Source organism: Flavobacterium aquidurense (assembly GCF_002217195.1).
GTDB classification, from domain to species: domain Bacteria; phylum Bacteroidota; class Bacteroidia; order Flavobacteriales; family Flavobacteriaceae; genus Flavobacterium; species Flavobacterium frigidimaris.
In genome coordinates this window covers 22,447-40,643 of record NZ_MUGR01000019.1, presented here as the reverse complement: position 1 = coordinate 40,643, position 18,197 = coordinate 22,447, and the positions used below count along the sequence as shown (strand labels likewise).

Annotated in this window: 21 protein-coding genes and 1 pseudogene; 21 read left to right on the top strand and 1 reads right to left on the bottom strand. The window is 32.6% G+C overall.

Features of this window, described 5'->3' with window-relative positions; genetic code table 11:
* Positions 1 to 9 precede the first annotated feature (9 nt).
* Together B0A67_RS10225 and B0A67_RS10220 are read left to right on the top strand one after the other, a co-directional pair.
* Positions 10 to 1,014, top strand: coding sequence for a hypothetical protein (locus tag B0A67_RS10225; RefSeq protein WP_242670948.1), 1,005 nt, complete (start codon positions 10 to 12; stop codon positions 1,012 to 1,014).
* A gap of 7 nt (positions 1,015 to 1,021) precedes the next feature.
* Positions 1,022 to 1,237, top strand: a complete 216-nt coding sequence (locus B0A67_RS10220) for a hypothetical protein (RefSeq protein WP_072962520.1) — start codon at positions 1,022 to 1,024, stop codon at positions 1,235 to 1,237.
* Between the two features lie 107 nt (positions 1,238 to 1,344).
* Here B0A67_RS10220 and B0A67_RS10215 read toward each other — a convergent pair whose 3' ends face one another.
* Entirely contained in the window at positions 1,345 to 2,145 is an 801-nt protein-coding gene (locus B0A67_RS10215) for an XRE family transcriptional regulator (RefSeq protein ID WP_072962519.1), read from the bottom strand.
* Between the two features lie 281 nt (positions 2,146 to 2,426).
* Between B0A67_RS10215 and B0A67_RS10210 the strand changes: the two genes are divergently transcribed.
* The 19 genes and pseudogenes from B0A67_RS10210 to B0A67_RS10120 all read left to right on the top strand — a co-directional run bounded on the left by B0A67_RS10210 (position 2,427) and on the right by B0A67_RS10120 (position 18,178).
* Positions 2,427 to 3,002, top strand: a complete 576-nt coding sequence (locus B0A67_RS10210) for a hypothetical protein (protein WP_072962518.1) — start codon at positions 2,427 to 2,429, stop codon at positions 3,000 to 3,002.
* 102 nt (positions 3,003 to 3,104) lie between these two features.
* Complete coding sequence (locus B0A67_RS10205; RefSeq protein WP_065450601.1) at positions 3,105 to 3,284, top strand: hypothetical protein; 180 nt, start codon at positions 3,105 to 3,107, stop codon at positions 3,282 to 3,284.
* A 304-nt stretch (positions 3,285 to 3,588) separates the two neighbouring features.
* Positions 3,589 to 4,764, top strand: coding sequence for a DUF2586 domain-containing protein (locus B0A67_RS10200; RefSeq protein ID WP_072962517.1), 1,176 nt, complete (start codon positions 3,589 to 3,591; stop codon positions 4,762 to 4,764).
* A 137-nt stretch (positions 4,765 to 4,901) separates the two neighbouring features.
* Positions 4,902 to 5,327, top strand: a complete 426-nt coding sequence (locus B0A67_RS10195) for a hypothetical protein (RefSeq protein ID WP_035684757.1) — start codon at positions 4,902 to 4,904, stop codon at positions 5,325 to 5,327.
* Positions 5,328 to 5,759: 432 nt separating this feature from the next.
* A complete protein-coding gene (locus B0A67_RS10190; RefSeq protein ID WP_072962516.1) occupies positions 5,760 to 6,104 on the top strand; it encodes a hypothetical protein in 345 nt (114 codons plus the stop codon).
* A 38-nt stretch (positions 6,105 to 6,142) separates the two neighbouring features.
* Positions 6,143 to 8,419 (top strand): hypothetical protein, encoded by a 2,277-nt coding sequence (locus tag B0A67_RS10185; RefSeq protein WP_072962515.1) that lies wholly within the window; start codon positions 6,143 to 6,145, stop codon positions 8,417 to 8,419.
* A 10-nt stretch (positions 8,420 to 8,429) separates the two neighbouring features.
* Positions 8,430 to 9,044 (top strand): hypothetical protein, encoded by a 615-nt coding sequence (locus B0A67_RS10180; protein ID WP_072962512.1) that lies wholly within the window; start codon positions 8,430 to 8,432, stop codon positions 9,042 to 9,044.
* A gap of 259 nt (positions 9,045 to 9,303) precedes the next feature.
* Positions 9,304 to 9,857 (top strand): annotated as a pseudogene (locus tag B0A67_RS10175) (REP-associated tyrosine transposase).
* A gap of 282 nt (positions 9,858 to 10,139) precedes the next feature.
* Positions 10,140 to 10,757 carry a hypothetical protein gene (locus B0A67_RS10170; RefSeq protein ID WP_072962509.1) on the top strand — a complete coding sequence of 206 codons (618 nt, stop codon included), beginning with the start codon at positions 10,140 to 10,142 and terminating at the stop codon, positions 10,755 to 10,757.
* Positions 10,758 to 10,895: 138 nt separating this feature from the next.
* Positions 10,896 to 11,489: a suppressor of fused domain protein gene (locus tag B0A67_RS10165; RefSeq protein WP_072962506.1), complete on the top strand. Its 594-nt coding sequence runs from the start codon at positions 10,896 to 10,898 to the stop codon at positions 11,487 to 11,489.
* Positions 11,490 to 11,878: 389 nt separating this feature from the next.
* Complete coding sequence (locus B0A67_RS10160; protein ID WP_072962503.1) at positions 11,879 to 12,361, top strand: M15 family metallopeptidase; 483 nt, start codon at positions 11,879 to 11,881, stop codon at positions 12,359 to 12,361.
* Positions 12,362 to 12,363: 2 nt separating this feature from the next.
* Positions 12,364 to 12,837: a hypothetical protein gene (locus B0A67_RS10155; protein WP_242670947.1), complete on the top strand. Its 474-nt coding sequence runs from the start codon at positions 12,364 to 12,366 to the stop codon at positions 12,835 to 12,837.
* A 4-nt stretch (positions 12,838 to 12,841) separates the two neighbouring features.
* Positions 12,842 to 13,174: a hypothetical protein gene (locus tag B0A67_RS10150; protein WP_072962500.1), complete on the top strand. Its 333-nt coding sequence runs from the start codon at positions 12,842 to 12,844 to the stop codon at positions 13,172 to 13,174.
* Positions 13,175 to 13,384: 210 nt separating this feature from the next.
* Positions 13,385 to 13,672, top strand: a complete 288-nt coding sequence (locus B0A67_RS10145; RefSeq protein ID WP_072962496.1) for a hypothetical protein — start codon at positions 13,385 to 13,387, stop codon at positions 13,670 to 13,672.
* Complete coding sequence (locus tag B0A67_RS10140; RefSeq protein WP_072962493.1) at positions 13,659 to 13,961, top strand: hypothetical protein; 303 nt, start codon at positions 13,659 to 13,661, stop codon at positions 13,959 to 13,961. Before B0A67_RS10145 ends, B0A67_RS10140 begins: the two co-directional genes overlap by 14 nt.
* 192 nt (positions 13,962 to 14,153) lie before the next feature.
* Positions 14,154 to 15,239, top strand: a complete 1,086-nt coding sequence (locus tag B0A67_RS10135; protein WP_072962491.1) for a hypothetical protein — start codon at positions 14,154 to 14,156, stop codon at positions 15,237 to 15,239.
* A gap of 15 nt (positions 15,240 to 15,254) precedes the next feature.
* Entirely contained in the window at positions 15,255 to 15,911 is a 657-nt protein-coding gene (locus B0A67_RS10130) for a hypothetical protein (RefSeq protein ID WP_072962489.1), read from the top strand.
* Positions 15,912 to 15,986: 75 nt separating this feature from the next.
* Positions 15,987 to 17,612 (top strand): fibronectin type III domain-containing protein, encoded by a 1,626-nt coding sequence (locus tag B0A67_RS10125; protein WP_072962488.1) that lies wholly within the window; start codon positions 15,987 to 15,989, stop codon positions 17,610 to 17,612.
* 95 nt (positions 17,613 to 17,707) lie between these two features.
* Entirely contained in the window at positions 17,708 to 18,178 is a 471-nt protein-coding gene (locus tag B0A67_RS10120; RefSeq protein WP_072962486.1) for a phage holin family protein, read from the top strand.
* The last annotated feature ends 19 nt before the right edge of the window (positions 18,179 to 18,197 follow it).

Here is an 18,197-nt window from a genome sequence, read left to right as displayed (position 1 = left end):
AAATACAAAATGGGAAATATAACAGATCTAATAAAAGATGTCGCCAATAAAAATCAAATTATTGAAACTTTTGCAGCAAAAGTCATCGAAATAAATAATGAGACAGAATCAGCTCATAATACAAAGGACGCTTATACTGTAAATATTATGCGTGCTGATGGCGCCATACTTAAAAATGTACGATTGAAAGCTTCAATCCTTGATGTAGAACAAGGAATTATTACCATTCCTAAAAAAGACAGCTGGGTTTTGGCTACCATTATAGATGGTGTAGAAACGAGAGCATTTGTTTCGCAGTTTTCAGAAATTGAACGTTCTTTTATTCGATTCAAAAATGATGAAAATCAATATCTGGAAATCAATACTGAAGTAGGTAAACTTCAAATGTTATTCAAACAATCTAGCGAAAGTGCATCATCAACTGCAAAGCCTACTTACAAAAACATCGCTCAAATAGAATTTAGCAGCAAAAAAGATTCAAATATTACCACCTCTTTCTATGATGAAAATGGTAAAGAAATTTCGAAGAACATCTTTAATGGAAATCAGCAGCAAACTATTTTAAGTACTGTTAATGGTGAAGATATTAAAGAGCGTTTAAAATTCACACTTACTTCAGGAGAAAATTCAAATGCAGCAATGCAATTTTTCGATAAAGAAGGTACTGAAAAACAAAAAATAACTTTTGATGAATTACATACCGAAATTAATCTCAATAAAGGAAATACAATCTTTAATTTAAAAGATAAAGAAGCAAAAGTCACCATTAAAGACGGCTTTGAAGCTACAATTTCAGATACTAAAACTTCATTTACAAAAGGCGATTTAACACTGGAAATGGATGGTCAATTTAAAATAGATGTAGGCGGAAAAAGTTTAAAATCTAAACTTGAAGAACTAATAGATGAAATAGGAAAAATTACAGTTCCCACGCCCATGGGACCATCAGGGCCACCAATTAATTTACCTCAACTTACAATACTAAAAGGAAAATTAACAGAACTATTAAAATAATATCATTATGGCTTTAAACAAATCAGGTTTAGAAGGATCAATAAAAGCTCTTTTAAACGAGGAAAAAGGAAAAACAGATAACGCATCGTCTATCGATAACCTTGCCGCAAAATTAGCAACTGCAATCGAAGCATTCGTTAAATCAGGAACCGTAACCACCACAGTTACTACAACAGGATCTGCATCAGCTCAAACCGGAACCGGGACAGGAAGTATTTCTTAAAAGTTCTTCTTTTAAAATAAAAAAAGCACCTCTTNNAAGAGGTGCTTTTTTTATTTCAAAAACCTCAAATTCAAACATTTGAAAGTTTCATTTTATTTAGAAAAATATTAATTTAGTTTCTTCCTCAAAGTCTCTTCCATTTCATAAAATTTACTTTCGAGATCATGAATCTTTTCATAAATATTGATAGGATCCGGCATTTGTTTAGAGGCGTACATACTCGCGTACCAAACCTCCAGAATATCCTCGGCATAAATAGAATACATCGGGTAATTTCCGTCTCTATTATCCGATTTCAGGATTAATTTTCCGCTTTCCCTGATTCTATTCAGAACCCTTTTTACCACTACTCCATCATTTTTACTGATAATAACATAAATTCTCCCGTCGAGAATATCATCAAAATTATCAACGTATTTTCCAAAAAGGTAATCGCCGTCATGAATCGTAGTCGACATCGAGTTTCCTTTTATTTCAAAACATCTATAGGTTCCGTTTTTTAGCATTGGCATACTAAATGACGGAAGACTTTCCATATATTCCGGATCAGCATAACCGTCTAAATAACCTGCTCTTGCTTTTACTCCGACAAAATTAATATTCTCCTCCCCGTCTTCATTTACCGTTATAATCTTAGGTAAATTCAGCCCCACTTCACCAGTGGTTTTATTGGCAAAAATTTCATCACTGTTTCCAAAAAAATAGTCCGGGTTTACATTACAATGTGTAATGATACTTTGCAGCAAATCAAAACCTGGCTTTGTCCTTTTTCTTTCTCCGTCAGACTGCAATCTTCCAATAGTGATACTATCTATTGTAGTACTGGTTACTCCTATTAACTTTGCAAACGAGTTATTGTTTAACTTCAGCTCGTCTATAATACGTTTTATCTTAGTATGTATTTCCATGTTGTTGCATTTGTTTTAATTATGTAATATGTTTCAAAAAATAACACATATTCCACTATATGTTGCAAAACTAAAAAATATATCATAAATAATAGCATTCTTTTCTGTTTATTTTACGTAACATCTGAATTTAAAGCATTTTAAAGGCTTTTTCTTACTGTATTACTCTAATAGTCAATATAAAAAACCAAATCATATTACTGAAATTACTGCATTTTTCATCGTAATATGTTGCAATAATCAAAACATATGTTGTATATTTGTCAAAAATAATCCACCATATGATCCTAAAAGACTTTTATACCGAAAAAAAGAACGCAATCGAAACAGAGTTTAATTCTAATGCGCCAACAGTGCAACTTTATAGTGATGCCATTTTTAAAGATTCTATTGAGACACCGGTAGTAATGTTTAAATACGATACTGTAGACTGGGAAACATCTTCTGAAAAAAACTACAAGGCAGATGTATCATTTTGCCTCTATATTATACTACCCGTAGCAACTATTTCTTCAACAAGTTACGCAAATGCATTTGATATTGCCCAACGAATAGACAAAGCGGTATTGTCTAATAGCAACAGTAATGCTGCTATAGACACTAATTCAACATTTAAAATAAGAGAAAAACAATGTACGAATGAACACACGTACTGGAATAAAAATGATTATTTTATTTGGGAGATCACCTATAAAACCACCTTGATAGAAAATATCTTAAAAAAGAAATACATTCTTTTTAATAATGGTTTAAGTAATGAAGAACTGGAAGAGTTAGGCTATGACTTAGAATCCGGAATCATCGGAATAAACCCTAATCAGGTCGAAGGAAATATTGATTTAAAAACCACTACTTAATCTCAATAAACAATCAAATAAAATTACATGGCATAAAAATACCGCAGTACACGAAGCCAAATCATAAATAAAATCAACCCATCTTTTTTAAAAACCCAAAACATGAAGAGAAGCAGAACACTATTAGACAAAAGGAGAGAGTATGTGATCAACTATCTAAATAGAAATCAAGCTAAACAAATGAAAGTTGTAGTATCTGAACTTTCGGATACTTTGTTCCTTACAGAGCGCACTATTTATACTATTATAAATGAAGGACTCGCTACAGAGGCCAGAGCTTAAACCGCTGAAACTACTGGTTTTGACTATCTAAATAATTGGAAAAAGCAACCCTGAGCCTTAAATTTGTACCCGACATCACAAGCAAGTTTATCTCCTGGCCAAGAGTAAAATTCAATTGAAAAACCCGTTTTTATACACCGTCCAAAAATACTATTTCTACTTTTGGATTCCTGATTACGAATATCATTTTTAACATTATAAATAGCTGATTCATAACAAATTCACAACTTGTTACAGCCCTTCTTTTGTCTTTTTTCAGGCAAAAAATAAAAACAAATCTTAAACATTTAAAACAATTTATATTATGAGTACATTAAACGATGTAGTAATTACCAAACTATCAGGCGGATTAGGAAGAAGAAATCCGGAGCAGGACATGGTTTCAGGGTTACTTTTTGATGGAGTTGCCACTACAAAATTAGCATTAAACAAAATTGAGCGCCTGGCTTCGCTAGAAGATGCTGAAGCCTTGGGAATTACAGCTGATTATGATGTAAATGAACAATTACCTGTAAATAACCAATCTGCTTATTACCAAATTCAACAATTTTTCAGAATGAATCCGTCGGGAGATTTGTACATTATGGTCACTACAGCCACTTCCTACGAAGAAATTGCAGGAAAAGCAATGGACATGCAGGAAAAAGCAAACGGAAACATTCGCCAAATGGCCATTATCTATTCCGGAGCAACCACATTTGCACAAACTCAAGCCGCAGTTTTAAAAGCACAAACTCAAGCCGATCTTGCTTATAAAGATTACATGCCTTTTGAAATTATCTTGGAAGGAAAAGGATTTACTGTTGATGCACCTTCTTTAGACGGATCAGATGCAGAAAATGTATCTGTAGTTATCGCAATGGATGTTGATAAAGCAACAAAATATAAAAACACCGCAGCGGTTGGATTAGCATTGGGTGCCATTTCTAAAGCAAAAGTTTCTGAAAACATTGCCTGGATTGAAAAATTTAACCTAACCGGAGAAGGTTTCGCTAAAGCCGGTTTTGTTGGCGGACAAGAAATTAAAACTCTTGGAACTCTAAACGAACTAAACGAAAAAAGATTCATTTTCGCAAGAACGCATACTGGTTTACCTGGTGTTTATTTTAATGACAGTGCAACTTGTACTAATGGCACATCTGATTTTGCTTATGTAGAAAACAACCGTACGATTAATAAAGCAACCCGTTTGTTACGCACTGCTTTGTTACCAAAATTGGCGTCTCCGGTTTTAGTTGATATTGATGGTAAATTGCCACAATCTGTTTCTAAAAGTTTTGAAGGATTATGCAGATCTGCTTTAGAAGGAATGGTTGCCAATCAGGAAGTTTCGGCTTTTGATGTGTATGTAGATCCAAAACAAAACATTTTGGCAACATCTGAATTAAAAGTGAAAGCAGAAATTACTCCAATTGGAACTGCCCGTAAAATTATGGTCGATTTAGGATTCAAAAATCCTTTCGGAATCGACAAAGCATAATTTACTGAATTTAATACAATTCAAAAACCATAAAAATTCACCAATTATATCTTCCTGATTCATTTGTTGTAAATGCAAATGAATCAGGTGATAGTTACAGATCATTAAAAAGATCATTAAAAAACAAAAAGCAACATATGAATAAATTACCATTAATAAACGGACAACAACACAGCTGGTCATCTATCGAAGTAAGCATTGCAGGTAATATCGTTACCGGAATTACAGCTGTAAACTATAGCGATTCAGTTTCTAAAGAAAACCATTACGGTGCCGGAGATATGCCAGTACACAGAGGTAGAGGAAAATACGAGGCAAAAGCTTCTATCACTTTATACAATTACGAAGTAGAAGCTATTTTGGCCGCTTTACCAAAAGGACAAAGATTGCAGGATATTAATCCTTTCAGCATCATTGTTAGTTACTTAGACGATAGCAACGAAGTAATTACACACACGGTAAGAAACTGCGAATTCAACTCAAACAGCAGAGGAATTAGCCAGGGAGACACTAAAATCGCGGTTTCTTTTGACTTGATCTGTTCTCACGTTGAGTGGAACTAATCTCCATAAATTACTACTACTAAAACCACAATACCCCATTCCCTGTCTCTAAAACCGACTAAAAAGAGAAAACCATTATCAATTGCGTTATGCAAAAAAGGAGTTCAAGGAACATGATTTTTGTCTGCAAACTTATTCTACAAGCTCTTTATTAGTCCGTTTTTAGACAGGGAATCTTCTTCAGGAGGCTGCTTCGAGAATATTCAACTCCAAAACAATAACTCAGGCAGTCTCTTTTTTTTTAAAAAAATCTGCATCTCTTACTAATTCAATTTCTATTAAAAATAAAACGTCAATCAGCAATTACAGCTGAATATGACATTTATGCATGTGTCCGCTAATTCTTTGTTATTGCAATAGAATAAACGCAAAAGACACCACTCAATCCGATACCAATTTACCCTATCATAAAAACAATAAAAGAATTTTAAAATGAAAACAGAAAACTCAAAAAACATCGATGTTCTGGACGGAAGCATTACTCAGGCTCAACTCAATCAATGGAAATACAAACACAAAAAAGTAGTCAAACTCACTATTGCAGACGATGACGAAACCACTTTGTTTGCCTATTTCAAAAAACCGGACATGAGCATTCGATCAGCTGTATTGCAAGCTTCAAAAATGGACGAATTTAAAGCCCTTGAAGTATTATTCAAAAACTGTTATTTGGGCGGCGATGCCAAAATTGAACAAGAAGACGATTTACGTCTCAATATTACCACAGCATTCTCAGATCATATTCAGCCAAAACCTGTTAAAGTAGAAATACTATAATAAATACCTTTTTTGCCCTTTCCTAAAAAACTATCCTAATGATTATTAAAAACCATACTATAGAACTAAAAGATACCAGCGCTTCTGAAATGGCAAGGTTCAGGCAAATCATGCTTGGGATTTGGCGTCAGCAGATTGAGGATGATAAAAATGGTGATGAAATACTGCAATATCTTAAAGAAAAACATAAAATAGCAAAATCACTTGATGCTAAATATGCAGAAACTTTACAGAAACCTGAAGAAATCAACTTAAAAGGAGATCGTTACGTTTTAAACAATGATAATCATTATCAATATACTTATGCAAGTGCTTTAAATGAAGTGGTTATAGCTGGCTATATATCTCCTTTAACTTCTATTTTGAATTGGATAAAAAATAATATTGGTAATAATGCAAAAGAATTAAAGTTAAATTCTTTTCCTAAAGATACTCCTGTAAATTTCACAGGAATTGTTAAAGGCCGTACAATTAGCTATGCTCGTCAAATATTAGAAACAATTGTTGACTTAAAAAATATTGAATTTAAAATATCTTTCGCCATAAAGACTTCCTTTCTTTTAGACATTTTTGATCTTCAAAAAAAATTGGCTCTTAGATTTGAAACCAGTAGTTATGAAGCAATGGAATTTTTAGCAGAATCTATAGGTTATGATTTAAAGAAATTTAAAGACCTAATTATTCAATATTACAAAACTGAGATTGCCAAAGCCGGAAATGACAAAGATAAATTAGATATTATTTACGAGGCAATCCCTGATTTTATTTTAGCAGCACTTAAAACAAGCAAACAACTCTATCGAGATCTTGATATTCTTCTTAATCAAAATATTTTTGATCTGGGAGGAACTGATGAAAACCAGGGAATTCTAAATATCCTGAAAGCTTTAAATAAACAAGACGGGAAAAAGCTTTACAAATGGTTGGAAGAAAGACCTAAAAAGGTTTTACAGATATATGATTCAGGTAAAAGTCTTAGAAACGAGTTTTTAAAATTAATTCATCAGCTGGCAACAAATTATGGCAACCAAGGCGGTCCTGAAGTCAATAAAGCATATGTGAGTTCTAAAGATTCTTTTATTTTTAAAGACATCTTTTTAAACACTACCAGATTAGAAACAGGGAGAATATATATAGAATCTGTCGATGGATCTACTTGGGATAAGTTTTGGGCTGATTTTTTTACTTTAGATAAAGATATAGGATCCGCTCCTAAAAAATATCTCACAATGCCAATTAGTCGTGGTAATCCGATGCATTTGGCTTCGCTAACAACAGCAGGACAAAAAACCGGTGAATTCATTGAAAAAACTGAAACTATTTTAATGCTATTGCATCTTTCTGAGCAAGAAAAAAACAAGCAGTTTTGGGAACTAGTAAGTCTTACTACTTCAATTCTGGGAGTTGCATCTGCTTTAAGAGTTATTGTTGTTGGCGGAAGCAAACTAGCCGTAACCCTGGCTTATATAGAAATTACAAAAGAAGCCGCAGAAATGGCAATGCTTAATGACAAGGCAAAACAAATATTAATACAAAATGACTTAGGATGGTTGGTAGACAATTGGACAAAAATAAGTATTGCTGTTGATATTACCACTTTCGGATTAGAAGGACTAGTTAATTTGGTTAAAAAAGGCAGAAAAGGAGCAAAAGCACTTAGAGATGCCGGATACACGAATGAAGCTTTAAAGTTAGAAGAGAAAATTGAGGATGCTCAAAATATAATAAATGAATTTCAAAGACTAGAAACAAAGCTTGCGAAGATTTCAAGTAAAATTGATGATCTTACTGGAAATTTCCCAAAAGTAAAAGAGATTGAAGATGAAATTAGAGTTTTAGAAGAAGAATTTGGAATGTTTTTTGATGCCAATGGAGAAGCTATTTTTGATAAGTTTGGTGGTATTGAAAAGGCTAGTTTAAAAATTGAACGTATTCAAGTTATCCAAGCAAGGCGACAAATTTTGAAAAATGGTGGAAAAGCCGGTGACTTAATATTAACTCACAACCATTTAGGCAATTCAGCATTGAGCCCATCAGACATACTCATAGCCATAGAACATAATCTAAAAGAAATTCGTGCTGTAGGTAGTACTGGAGTAGATTACAGTTTAAAAAGAAGAAAGGCTTATCCTGTAGATAGAGATTATTTTAAAATTATTGAAAAAGTAAATGCTAAAATGCAATCAAAATACCCAAAATTACACCCAACAAAGTATACAACCGGTGGTGGTGACATCGAAATGGCACAGTTTTATGCTGAAACCTTATTAGAAAAGTTTGGAGATTATATAGAATATACTAAATTCACAAAATAAATAAGTAATTATGAATAACTTACCAAAACTAGATTTTTTATATTTTAATCTAGAACATACAGAAGAAAATTATCTAAATAGAAAAGAACTATATTACGATAAGGTTGATTGGGATGAAAGACATTTTGAAGATTATGCAGCAACCTGCTCTTTTGAAGAATTGGTATATCTAATGATTTATATTTACAAAGATAAATATGCTAGAGATAAATTTGAATCTATTATTTCCTTAGATTCAAAAGATCAGATTTTACAATCTTACATCGATAAAAAAGGAAGAATTATTACAGAAACTAAATATGACTCTTATAATTTTTCCAGAACAGAAGTTATTGGTATGATTTCCCAATATCATAGTGAACAATATTCGGATGAGGAAATTATTGAAAAACACTGGAGTAGTGAGTATTATATGCAAAATCTTTTTTTAGAGTTTAATAAAGAGGTTCCAATTCACATCATAGATAAAGCTTTAGAAGGAAAAGAATATACCAAAACTGAAAAAGATGGCGTATTACTTTATGAAGTGAAAGACAGTCCAATCGCTTCATTAGAAGTTAATAAAAACAGTATAAAGTTGAATATAAATGAAGACAAAGTGATATTATATGTTATGATTTGGTAATTGAGTTTAAAGTTTTTACAATTAATCAAAAACCCGATCACGCAGATTTATCTCCATAACGATAGCGCGGATTTGCAATCCGTGCACACAAAGATTGGTTTGGATTATTTCCTCTTTGCAAAAAAAACGTTAACGCAGATTTATTCCCAAAACCATAATGCAGATTTGTAAATCTGTGCCCGCTAAGTAATTCTTTAAACCTTACAAATAAAAAGTAAAACTTTCCACTATACTTTTTATTTTTATAGGAAAAAAGAAGGTGTCGACAAAATACAAAGCAACAACAACTGAGGAAGAATATTTTATAACTGTAACTGCTGTAGGATGGATAGATATATTTACAAGACTAAATCAGAAAAACATCTTAATAAATGCTTTAAAGTATTGTCAGGAAAATAAAGGTTTAGAAATTTATGCCTATTCTATTATGAGCAGCCACATTCATTTGCTCTGAAAAGGAACGAATGGTTTTGTATTATATGATATTATTAGAGATTTTAAAAAATTTACATCAAAAAAAATAATACAAACTATAATAAATGAACCTGAAACCAGAAGAGAATGGATGCTGGACTATTTCCAAAAAGCGTGTGAACATTTAAAAAAGAACCAGACTTATAAAGTATGGCAAAATGGCTATCACGCAGAACTTATTTACAGCAATAAATTTATTAAACAAAAAATTGATTACATCATAATAATCCCGTAAAAGATAAAACTGTCAGTTCGGCTGAAAATTATTATTTTAGTTCGGCAAGGAATTATTCAGGCTTAGAAAATGATTTAGATATTGTTTTGTTAGATCTGTTTTGAAAAAAATCTATAGCCTTCTGGAAAACATCAACGCCAATTGCAATTTTTTGATTTACATTGCGTCCAATCTTTGCGGGCACGGATTGCAAATCCGCGCTAACGATTGAGAGTAAATCTGCGCGATCGGGTAGATGCAAAAATGCAATCAAAATATCCACAATTACATCCAACGAAGTATACACATGGTGGTGACAATATCGAAAGGGCTCAATTTTACGCGGAAACATTACTAAAACAGTTTGAAGATTATATAGAATATACTAAATTCACAAAATAAAAAAAATGATGACTAATTTACCAAAATTAGATTTTTTATATTTTAATCTAGAACATACAGAAGAAAATTATCTCAATAAAAGAAATTTATACTACAATAAAGTTGATTGGGATGAAAGACATTTTGAAGATTATGTTAAGGTATGCTCTTTTGAAGAATTGATTTTTTTAATGATTTATATCTATAAAGATAAATACCCTAGGAGTATATTTGATTCTGCTATTTCTTTAGATTATGAAAAACAAAATTTATTATCCCATACCAATAAAAAGGGAAGAGGTATAAGTGAAAATAAATATATCTTTAATAATTTCTTGAGAAAAGATGTTACTGGCATGATTTCTCAATTTCATAGCGAAGAATATACAGAAGATGAAATTATCGAGAAATATTGGCGAGGTGAATCTTATATGCAAAATCTTTTTTTAGAATTCAATAAAGAAGTTCCAATTCATATCATCGATAAAGCTTTAGAAGGAAAAGAATATACCAAAACTGAAAAAGATGGCGTACTACTTTATGAAGTAAAAGATAGTCCTATTGCTTCACTAGAAGTTACTAAAAACAGTATAAAATTAAATATCAATGAAGAGAAAGTAATATTATATGTTATGATTTGGTAATTGATTTAAAGTTTTCTATTTATAAATACAAATGAACAGGTAATTAAAACCTTAAAAAAGTAAATTACACAAACAAATACAATTTCATATGAGTAAGGTATCAGAATATATAGAAGTTGATGAACTTAATTAAAACATATGAATACTAAAAAATCTCAAATAAATATTAACCTTGCAAGAGCAATTGCAGGAGCTATAGGTTTTAATCCTAAAGTTTATCCTCATTACGATGAAGATAATTTAAACAATATAGATATCCTGGAATGTACTGATCCTTTAGATCAAAAAAATAGTTTTTTTTGTACCATAGGCCTTTCAGATATTCCTGTAAAAATTCTAAATGAAGAGCAAGATTTTGGTATAGAAATATTTATTGTTGCTAAAGACAAAAACGAATTTGCATCAAGATTACTTTCGTCATGTTCTTTTTTTATTGGTAAAGATAATTGGGAAGCAAGACCCGGAGCTGTATTTAATAACGTGATATCTTTATACAATAAAAACATCGAGATGAAGCATATTTATTTTACAGAACCCTTTTTATGGCAGGATAAATTAAAACAGATATCCTCTAATATAAAAGAAAAAAATGTTCTGTTTCTACTTGCCGTTCCTATTTCAGAAAGTGAATTATTGTACAAAAATAAAAATGGAGATGAAGAATTTGAAAAATTACTTTTCTTAAACAATGATATTGATTTATTTGATTTTAATAGAAAATCTGTTATATAATAAATAATCTCCTCATAACTAAAATTAAAAAAAAATATCCCACCTACTTAACAACATCCGTTTTTCTATTCTGAAAAAACGGATGTTTTTTTTCTTTTTATCCGGTTTTAAAACCACAAAAAATCCTACTGAAACTACTGACTTACAACTTCATATTATTTTTCAAACAAGCAATTTCGGCGTATTTTTACAGTGTTCTTAAAACATATATCACTCTTTTAATGTGATCATAAAAAAGAGCATTTCAGGATTTATTTACAAGTTTTTCTTAAGTATAAATAAATCGCAAAACACAAAAAATCTTATCGAATATTAAAAATCCTGATTGTCTTAAACCAATTAGAAAGGCTTTTTATTCGCAAAATTTGAAATCTTTAATACATACAAATATGGATCAAACAACAAAAAAACACATCGATTTACTGCATCCTTCGGTCAGGGAAGAAGTGACCAATATCATCGAGGAATGCGATCTTGCCTTAACCGGAAGAGCAAAGGTGCGCATTACGCAAAGTCTCAGAACATTTCAGGAACAGGAAGACCTGTATGCTTTTGGAAGAACGAAACCCGGAAAAAAAGTAACGAATGCCAAAGGCGGGCAATCGATTCACAATTATGGCTTTGCGGTAGACATCTGCCTGATTATAGATGGTAAAACGGCTTCCTGGGATACGGCAAAAGACTGGGATGGCGACCAGATTTCGGACTGGCAGGAATGTGTCGAAATTTTCAAGAAACACAACTGGAACTGGGGCGGAGACTGGAAAACCTTTAAAGATCTTCCGCACTTTGATAAGAAAGGATACAGCGACTGGAAAGTGCTCAGTAAACTAAAACGTGACAGAAAAAACTATGTAATCTTATACAAATAATCATGATGAAACATTTAAAATTAAAGCAACTGCTATTTTTTATTGCGATCTCTTTTGCAATTTCCTCCTGCAACTCTACAAGAACTGCCCTATTCGATCAATATTCATACGAAAAAACCATCGAACTAAAAGTAGAAACCAATCAATTAATGAGTAAAGCCACAACTCCTTATTCTGCCAACAAAGAAGAAATTGAAAAGTTATTTCTTAACCTGGAAAAATTGATTGAGTATGAAAAAAATAAACCTAATAACGAGATCACTTTCGAAATGTTGAAAATGCTGAATGATAAAGACAAAAATCTTCTAGCAGGTTTCTTTAAACATTGGGAAACAAAAGGAATTGAATCAAAATTATTTTTGGAGGAATCCAAAAAACAAATTTCAGAGGCTTTTGATTTACTTATTCAATATGAAATTAAAAAGGACAAACAATCAAAAGAAGCACTTTTGGATTTAATTAACCTTAACAAATAAAATTATGGACAAAGATAAAGTGATAGAAAATTTAAAGAAGGAATTAAAAGCAATTATAGCCAATAATTATAAAGATATCAAACCTCAGTTAGAAAAAGATCTTACTGTTTTTTTTCAAACCTCAAAAGAAAAACTGGAACGCTGGATTGTTCTTTTCTCGTCTGGTGATTTAACCGAAGAAGAATTTGAATGGCTGCTAAAAAGTCAGTTAGACTTGACCGTACTGAAAGCATTGCAAACTGCAGGAATATCAAAAATAAAACTGAATACCATTAAAAATAATATTATAAAAATGATTATTCAAATTATCACCAATCTGATTATTCCTGCAGTTTAAAATACTTTTTTAACCAAAAAAGCATCAAAAAACAAACTGTAAAATGACTTTTACAACTTACTGAAACTACTGATTACTAAGCTTTAAAATCTTGATTAAGGCGTAAGCAAAGCTTATTTTTACAGTATCAAATAAAACATCTTCTTTTTGAATATGGCGCGCAGATTCAAAAGAGATATTCATTAATAAAACAACAAATAATAACAACATATGAAAGATTTTATCATAGATGATGACTTGTTAATTACAGATGGAGATTTCGCCCTGAAAGCGGCAGATCAGCAAAACATAGAACATCTATTGTTAAGCCAGAAAGGAAGTTACAAAGAGTTTCCGATTCTGGGAGTAGGAATCAAAAAATACATTAACAGCCCGGATGCAACCTCCAGGCTAAGACTAGAAAACGAAATAGACAAACAATTATCGTACGACAACTTTTTTGTAAAAACATTAGATGTCAACGATTTACAAAACATTAAAATCGATGGAAACTACTAAACCACAGGAAAACCAAAACATTTTTGACATCTCTTTACAGGAATACGGAAGCATCGAAAAAGTATTCGACCTTTTAGAAGACAATGATCAATTTAACCTTACCGATGATATCTCGGTTTACGAAGATTTAAAAATTGGTCGCGAAGCCTTTAAAAAAGATATTGTAGAATATTACAATGCCCGAAATTTAAAACCTGCAACCGCTATTACAGACGAAGAACAGTATCTGCTGGACAATTTCTCCGGAATTGATTATATGATTATCGAAGATGATTTTATCATTTATTAAGCCATAAGTTCAATTCTGATTGCCGGAAACGTTGGTTCTTTATAGCCGGATTCTTGCATATATCTAAATCTCTCCTTTTAGAAATCCCTAAAAGAAAACTACTGCTCTGTAGTATCTACAAAAAACATAAATAATTATCTATAAGCATATTACACATGTCTTACAGGCTAAACTATATCAAAAATTTAAAATATGGCACGTACAATTGCTGAAATACAGAACGAAATTCTGGATGAGAAAAAGAAACAATCCTCTCTAAACGGCTTAACAGACTCAAAAGCTGCGATTTGGAAACTTTGGATCAACATCGTCGCTACTGCGATTTGGATTCACGAAAAAATAGTCGAAAAAAATGCCCTGATTTCAAGACCTCACACCTTAAACTGGTATCGCGAACAGGCTCTGAATTTTCATTACGGAATGCCTTTAGATCCGGATTCAAGCAACGGAATATCCCTGATCTGGAAAGAAGGTTCTTATCAATTTGATACCTCTGAACTTACCGAAATCGAAATCGAAAATGCTAAAATAATCAAACATTGTGCAGTAAGTGAAATTGACTTAGAAACCGTATTAAGACCCAAAGAGGAAATGGAAGATATAAAAGAAATTTTTTCTGATTATTTCCATAACAAAGTGGGAGTTGTTTTTATAAAAGTGGCCACCGTAAAAGACGATAAAATTTCGAGAATTGATGTTCCTAACGAACTTTATGCCTTTAAGGAATATATCGCCAAAATAAAGGATGCAGGAAATCAGGTATACATCACCTCTGATCAGGGAGATAATCTAAAACTGACTTTGAATGTTTACATCGATCCTCTGACCATTTATGTCCATCCAAAAGACATAGGATATTATCAGTTAAAAAGTATCAGCAGGGATTTAACTCCAGAGGAACAAAGCAAATTAGACAAATACGAAGAAGCATTCGCAGAAAATCCGCTGGATACAAGAAACGGTTCCTTAATCCTAAACAATACAATATTTCCGGTACTGGATACAGTCAAAGATCATTTGAAAAATATTGAGTTTAATGGCGCTTTTGTCAAAACATATCTGGTTGATGCCATTCAGAAAGCTTCGGGAGTTAAGATTCCGATATTGCAAAAGGTAGAAACCACCTGGGCAAAAAATCCTAATGACCAACAAGATCCGGAATATAAAGATGCTACCAATATCGAATATTTTATCCCGAATTCAGGTTATTTTGATATGGATACGCTTCAGGTTGAGGTCAACTACATTCCCTACAACTTCTTCAGAGATAAACAATAGTCTAATATATATACCATGAATAAATACACCGTTTTAAAATGGGAAAAGCTGTTACTGTGGCTCATCCCTCCTATTCTCAGAAAAAAAACTCATATTGACTGGCTCGATGTTTTGCTCACGCCCCTTCATACCATTTATGAAGAAACACTCTATAAAATGCAGCACACCGGTCAGATTATTTATCTGGAAAAAGTGCTGAACGAGACCTATAATCCAACTAAAATCTACGATCCTAATTTAAGTACAGAGCAAAAACGATTAGAAGAGTTAATTTATATCGACGAATCAGTCAAACCTACTATACAGTATGTGTATCTGCACAAAGAGTATCATGAACCCGCTACTCGTTTACCTGATGGTACTTTAGCAGAAGGCGCTTTGATGATTCCGCAATTGAAATTTTTTACACATAATGAATATAAAAACAGGAACAATAAACCTCCTTATCTCGCACATCGTGAAGATTACACCACAATTTCCTATGCCAATTTCAGAGTATTTATTCCGGAAAGTTTAATAACCAACAAAACGATAGTGATTGAGCCAAATGAAAATCAATCTGCACCTACTGAAGCCATTAAAGTAGCCAATACAGAGTACCACAATCTGCTCAACTTCTATAAACTGGCCGGTAAAAGTTATGAAAGTTACTCCTATTCACTTAAAAATTAAAAATAAAAGCTGAGATATAAAAACTCAGTATTGAAACAGCAGTATAAAAACAACAGCCTTTTAAATTAATAAAAAATGAAACAAATAAATTTTAGCCATCCAGGAGGATTTCCTTTGGAGCAAGAAACTTTAGAAAGACTTCAAACCGCTTACAGAGCTGAATTATTCGGAGCTTTGAAAGCACATCTAAGTATTGAAACGGATAAAAACTATATCGTAGCTCCGGCAACTACTGCTACAAAAGGCTGGGCCATTATCCAGCAAGACGAAAACAATCTAAACAATTCCCCAAGAGCTTTGCCGGAAACAGTTGGTGTTTTGTATCCTATTCAAAAAGGTGCTCCAACCGGATTTTTAAAAACCACCAGAAAAGGCACCAATTTAGTGTACGGAACTGGAGTATCTCAAACTGCTTATTTTGATTATGAAGCTGAATATATAAGCCCGGAAGACTATGCAAATCGCCCGGACACTTCTCATAATGATAATCTGTTAACCGTTTATTATTATGATTTAAGACCTTTTAAAATTGTTAAGGATCTCAAAACGATTGAACTGATTATTCAGACAATTGAAGAAAACATTATTTCAATTAAAACCAATATTGCTGCAATAGAAAACAACATTGATGCAGTTGAAGCCGACATCAAAAATTATTTACCCCTCAATGGCTCGAAAGCTATGAAAGGCGATCTGAATTTAGACATTTATAAATTATCAAAATTAGACACTAACGAAGCCGCTGTAGCCAATGTAAGAGCGATTGACTTTAGATTAGGCTCAGCAAGCAAAAGAGGATTGAGACATCAGGCAGATCCGTTAGGAAGAGCTTTAGCAGATAATAGTGACCAGACAAAAACAAATCTTACTTTGAATTATGCCTCAGATTGGGAAAACACAACTATTGGAGGAAAAGTATATTTAGACAATTTAAGCGCATCAAACGCTACCGGTTCTTTGTTAGTGATCGATAATGCCAATCAGGTTACGAAAAGCAATACCTTATTGCAATCGCTTATTGATCGCATTAAAATTTTAGAAGAAAAGCCTGCGACAGCTGTACCAATTGGAATGATTGCTCTTTGGGGCAAAACGGCACCATTTCCGGAGGGCTGGGAAGAATATCTTCCGCTAAGAGGAAGAATGCCTGTTGGTTTAGATATCTCACAACCCGAATTTAACACTATGCAAGGCACAGGAGGAGCTAAGAACAAACTTCTTACTATCGACGAAATTCCTGCCCATACACATACGTATGATAAAGCTATAAAAGGACGAGGTTATCAGACTCGATCTGATGACAATCCGTTATCAACAAACACATCAGTAACTTCCGGTAGTGCCGGTGGGGGACAAGCTTTTTCTATATTAAACCCTTACAGAATAGTTCAATTTATCGAATATACAGGACGTCCTGCCGATACAACAGCACCAGTAAACGCTCCAAATTTAAGAGTTGCAGACGTTGGCAGAACATTTGTAGCCTTAGAATGGACACCATCATACGATGAGAGAGGCATTACTAATTATATGATATACAAAGACAATGTTCTGGCTGCCACAGTAGGTAATGTGACTTCTTATGCTATTGATGGTTTATCCAGATCCAGAACTTATAACTTCTATGTTGTAGCAACAGACGCAGCGAGAAATTTAGGACCGACCAGTAATCCTGTTTCAGCAAAAACTAATTTGCTCTAAAAAAAGCACTACTATAATCTGTACTAATCATTTGGGGTATAAAACCCCAAATGATTACTTAGAAAGACCCCGAATTTATAAAAACATAAAAACCGATGATGCAAAAGATTTCAGAATATTCAAACGAAATAAAATTATTGCTTTATGGAATTTTTATTTACCTGGAAATGGATGTCGGAATTGTCAAAGTATTATTTTACCTCATGGTCATTGATACTTTTTTAGGCATTGTCAAAACCATAGTATTAAATAACGCCTTTAGCTTTAAAAAACTGGCCCTGGGATTTGTTTCCAAATTAGCCGTATTGCTGATACCAACCGCTCTGGCATTAATGAGCAAAGGACTTAATTACAACTTTAAGTGGTTTGTAACTATCGTAATGGACTTGCTTATTGTGAGTGACGGCATCTCGATCATCAGCAATATTATTGCCATAAAGACAAAAAAAGAAGTAGAAAATTTCGACGCCATGACATTAATTCTCAAGTCAGTAAGAAATCGTTTAATTCAGATTTTCAAAAGACTTCTGATCACAATCGATCCCAGATACCCTATCGAAAAATAGCACAATCACAAAATAAGAT

Excerpts from the sequence above, each read along its gene's own strand:
- B0A67_RS10185 (WP_072962515.1), top strand. The coding sequence starts at position 6,143 with ATGATTATTAAAAACCATACTATAGAACTAAAAGATACCAGCGCTTCT.
- B0A67_RS10195 (WP_035684757.1), top strand. The coding sequence starts at position 4,902 with ATGAATAAATTACCATTAATAAACGGACAACAACACAGCTGGTCATCT.
- B0A67_RS10160 (WP_072962503.1), top strand. The coding sequence starts at position 11,879 with ATGGATCAAACAACAAAAAAACACATCGATTTACTGCATCCTTCGGTC.
- B0A67_RS10155 (WP_242670947.1), top strand. The coding sequence starts at position 12,364 with ATGATGAAACATTTAAAATTAAAGCAACTGCTATTTTTTATTGCGATC.
- B0A67_RS10190 (WP_072962516.1), top strand. The coding sequence starts at position 5,760 with ATGAAAACAGAAAACTCAAAAAACATCGATGTTCTGGACGGAAGCATT.
- B0A67_RS10215 (WP_072962519.1), bottom strand. The coding sequence starts at position 2,145 with ATGGAAATACATACTAAGATAAAACGTATTATAGACGAGCTGAAGTTA.
- B0A67_RS10165 (WP_072962506.1), top strand. The coding sequence starts at position 10,896 with ATGAATACTAAAAAATCTCAAATAAATATTAACCTTGCAAGAGCAATT.
- B0A67_RS10150 (WP_072962500.1), top strand. The coding sequence starts at position 12,842 with ATGGACAAAGATAAAGTGATAGAAAATTTAAAGAAGGAATTAAAAGCA.
- B0A67_RS10135 (WP_072962491.1), top strand. The coding sequence starts at position 14,154 with ATGGCACGTACAATTGCTGAAATACAGAACGAAATTCTGGATGAGAAA.
- B0A67_RS10125 (WP_072962488.1), top strand. The coding sequence starts at position 15,987 with ATGAAACAAATAAATTTTAGCCATCCAGGAGGATTTCCTTTGGAGCAA.
- B0A67_RS10120 (WP_072962486.1), top strand. The coding sequence starts at position 17,708 with ATGATGCAAAAGATTTCAGAATATTCAAACGAAATAAAATTATTGCTT.
- B0A67_RS10145 (WP_072962496.1), top strand. The coding sequence starts at position 13,385 with ATGAAAGATTTTATCATAGATGATGACTTGTTAATTACAGATGGAGAT.
- B0A67_RS10180 (WP_072962512.1), top strand. The coding sequence starts at position 8,430 with ATGAATAACTTACCAAAACTAGATTTTTTATATTTTAATCTAGAACAT.
- B0A67_RS10140 (WP_072962493.1), top strand. The coding sequence starts at position 13,659 with ATGGAAACTACTAAACCACAGGAAAACCAAAACATTTTTGACATCTCT.
- B0A67_RS10220 (WP_072962520.1), top strand. The coding sequence starts at position 1,022 with ATGGCTTTAAACAAATCAGGTTTAGAAGGATCAATAAAAGCTCTTTTA.
- B0A67_RS10205 (WP_065450601.1), top strand. The coding sequence starts at position 3,105 with ATGAAGAGAAGCAGAACACTATTAGACAAAAGGAGAGAGTATGTGATC.
- B0A67_RS10200 (WP_072962517.1), top strand. The coding sequence starts at position 3,589 with ATGAGTACATTAAACGATGTAGTAATTACCAAACTATCAGGCGGATTA.
- B0A67_RS10225 (WP_242670948.1), top strand. The coding sequence starts at position 10 with ATGGGAAATATAACAGATCTAATAAAAGATGTCGCCAATAAAAATCAA.
- B0A67_RS10210 (WP_072962518.1), top strand. The coding sequence starts at position 2,427 with ATGATCCTAAAAGACTTTTATACCGAAAAAAAGAACGCAATCGAAACA.
- B0A67_RS10130 (WP_072962489.1), top strand. The coding sequence starts at position 15,255 with ATGAATAAATACACCGTTTTAAAATGGGAAAAGCTGTTACTGTGGCTC.
- B0A67_RS10170 (WP_072962509.1), top strand. The coding sequence starts at position 10,140 with ATGATGACTAATTTACCAAAATTAGATTTTTTATATTTTAATCTAGAA.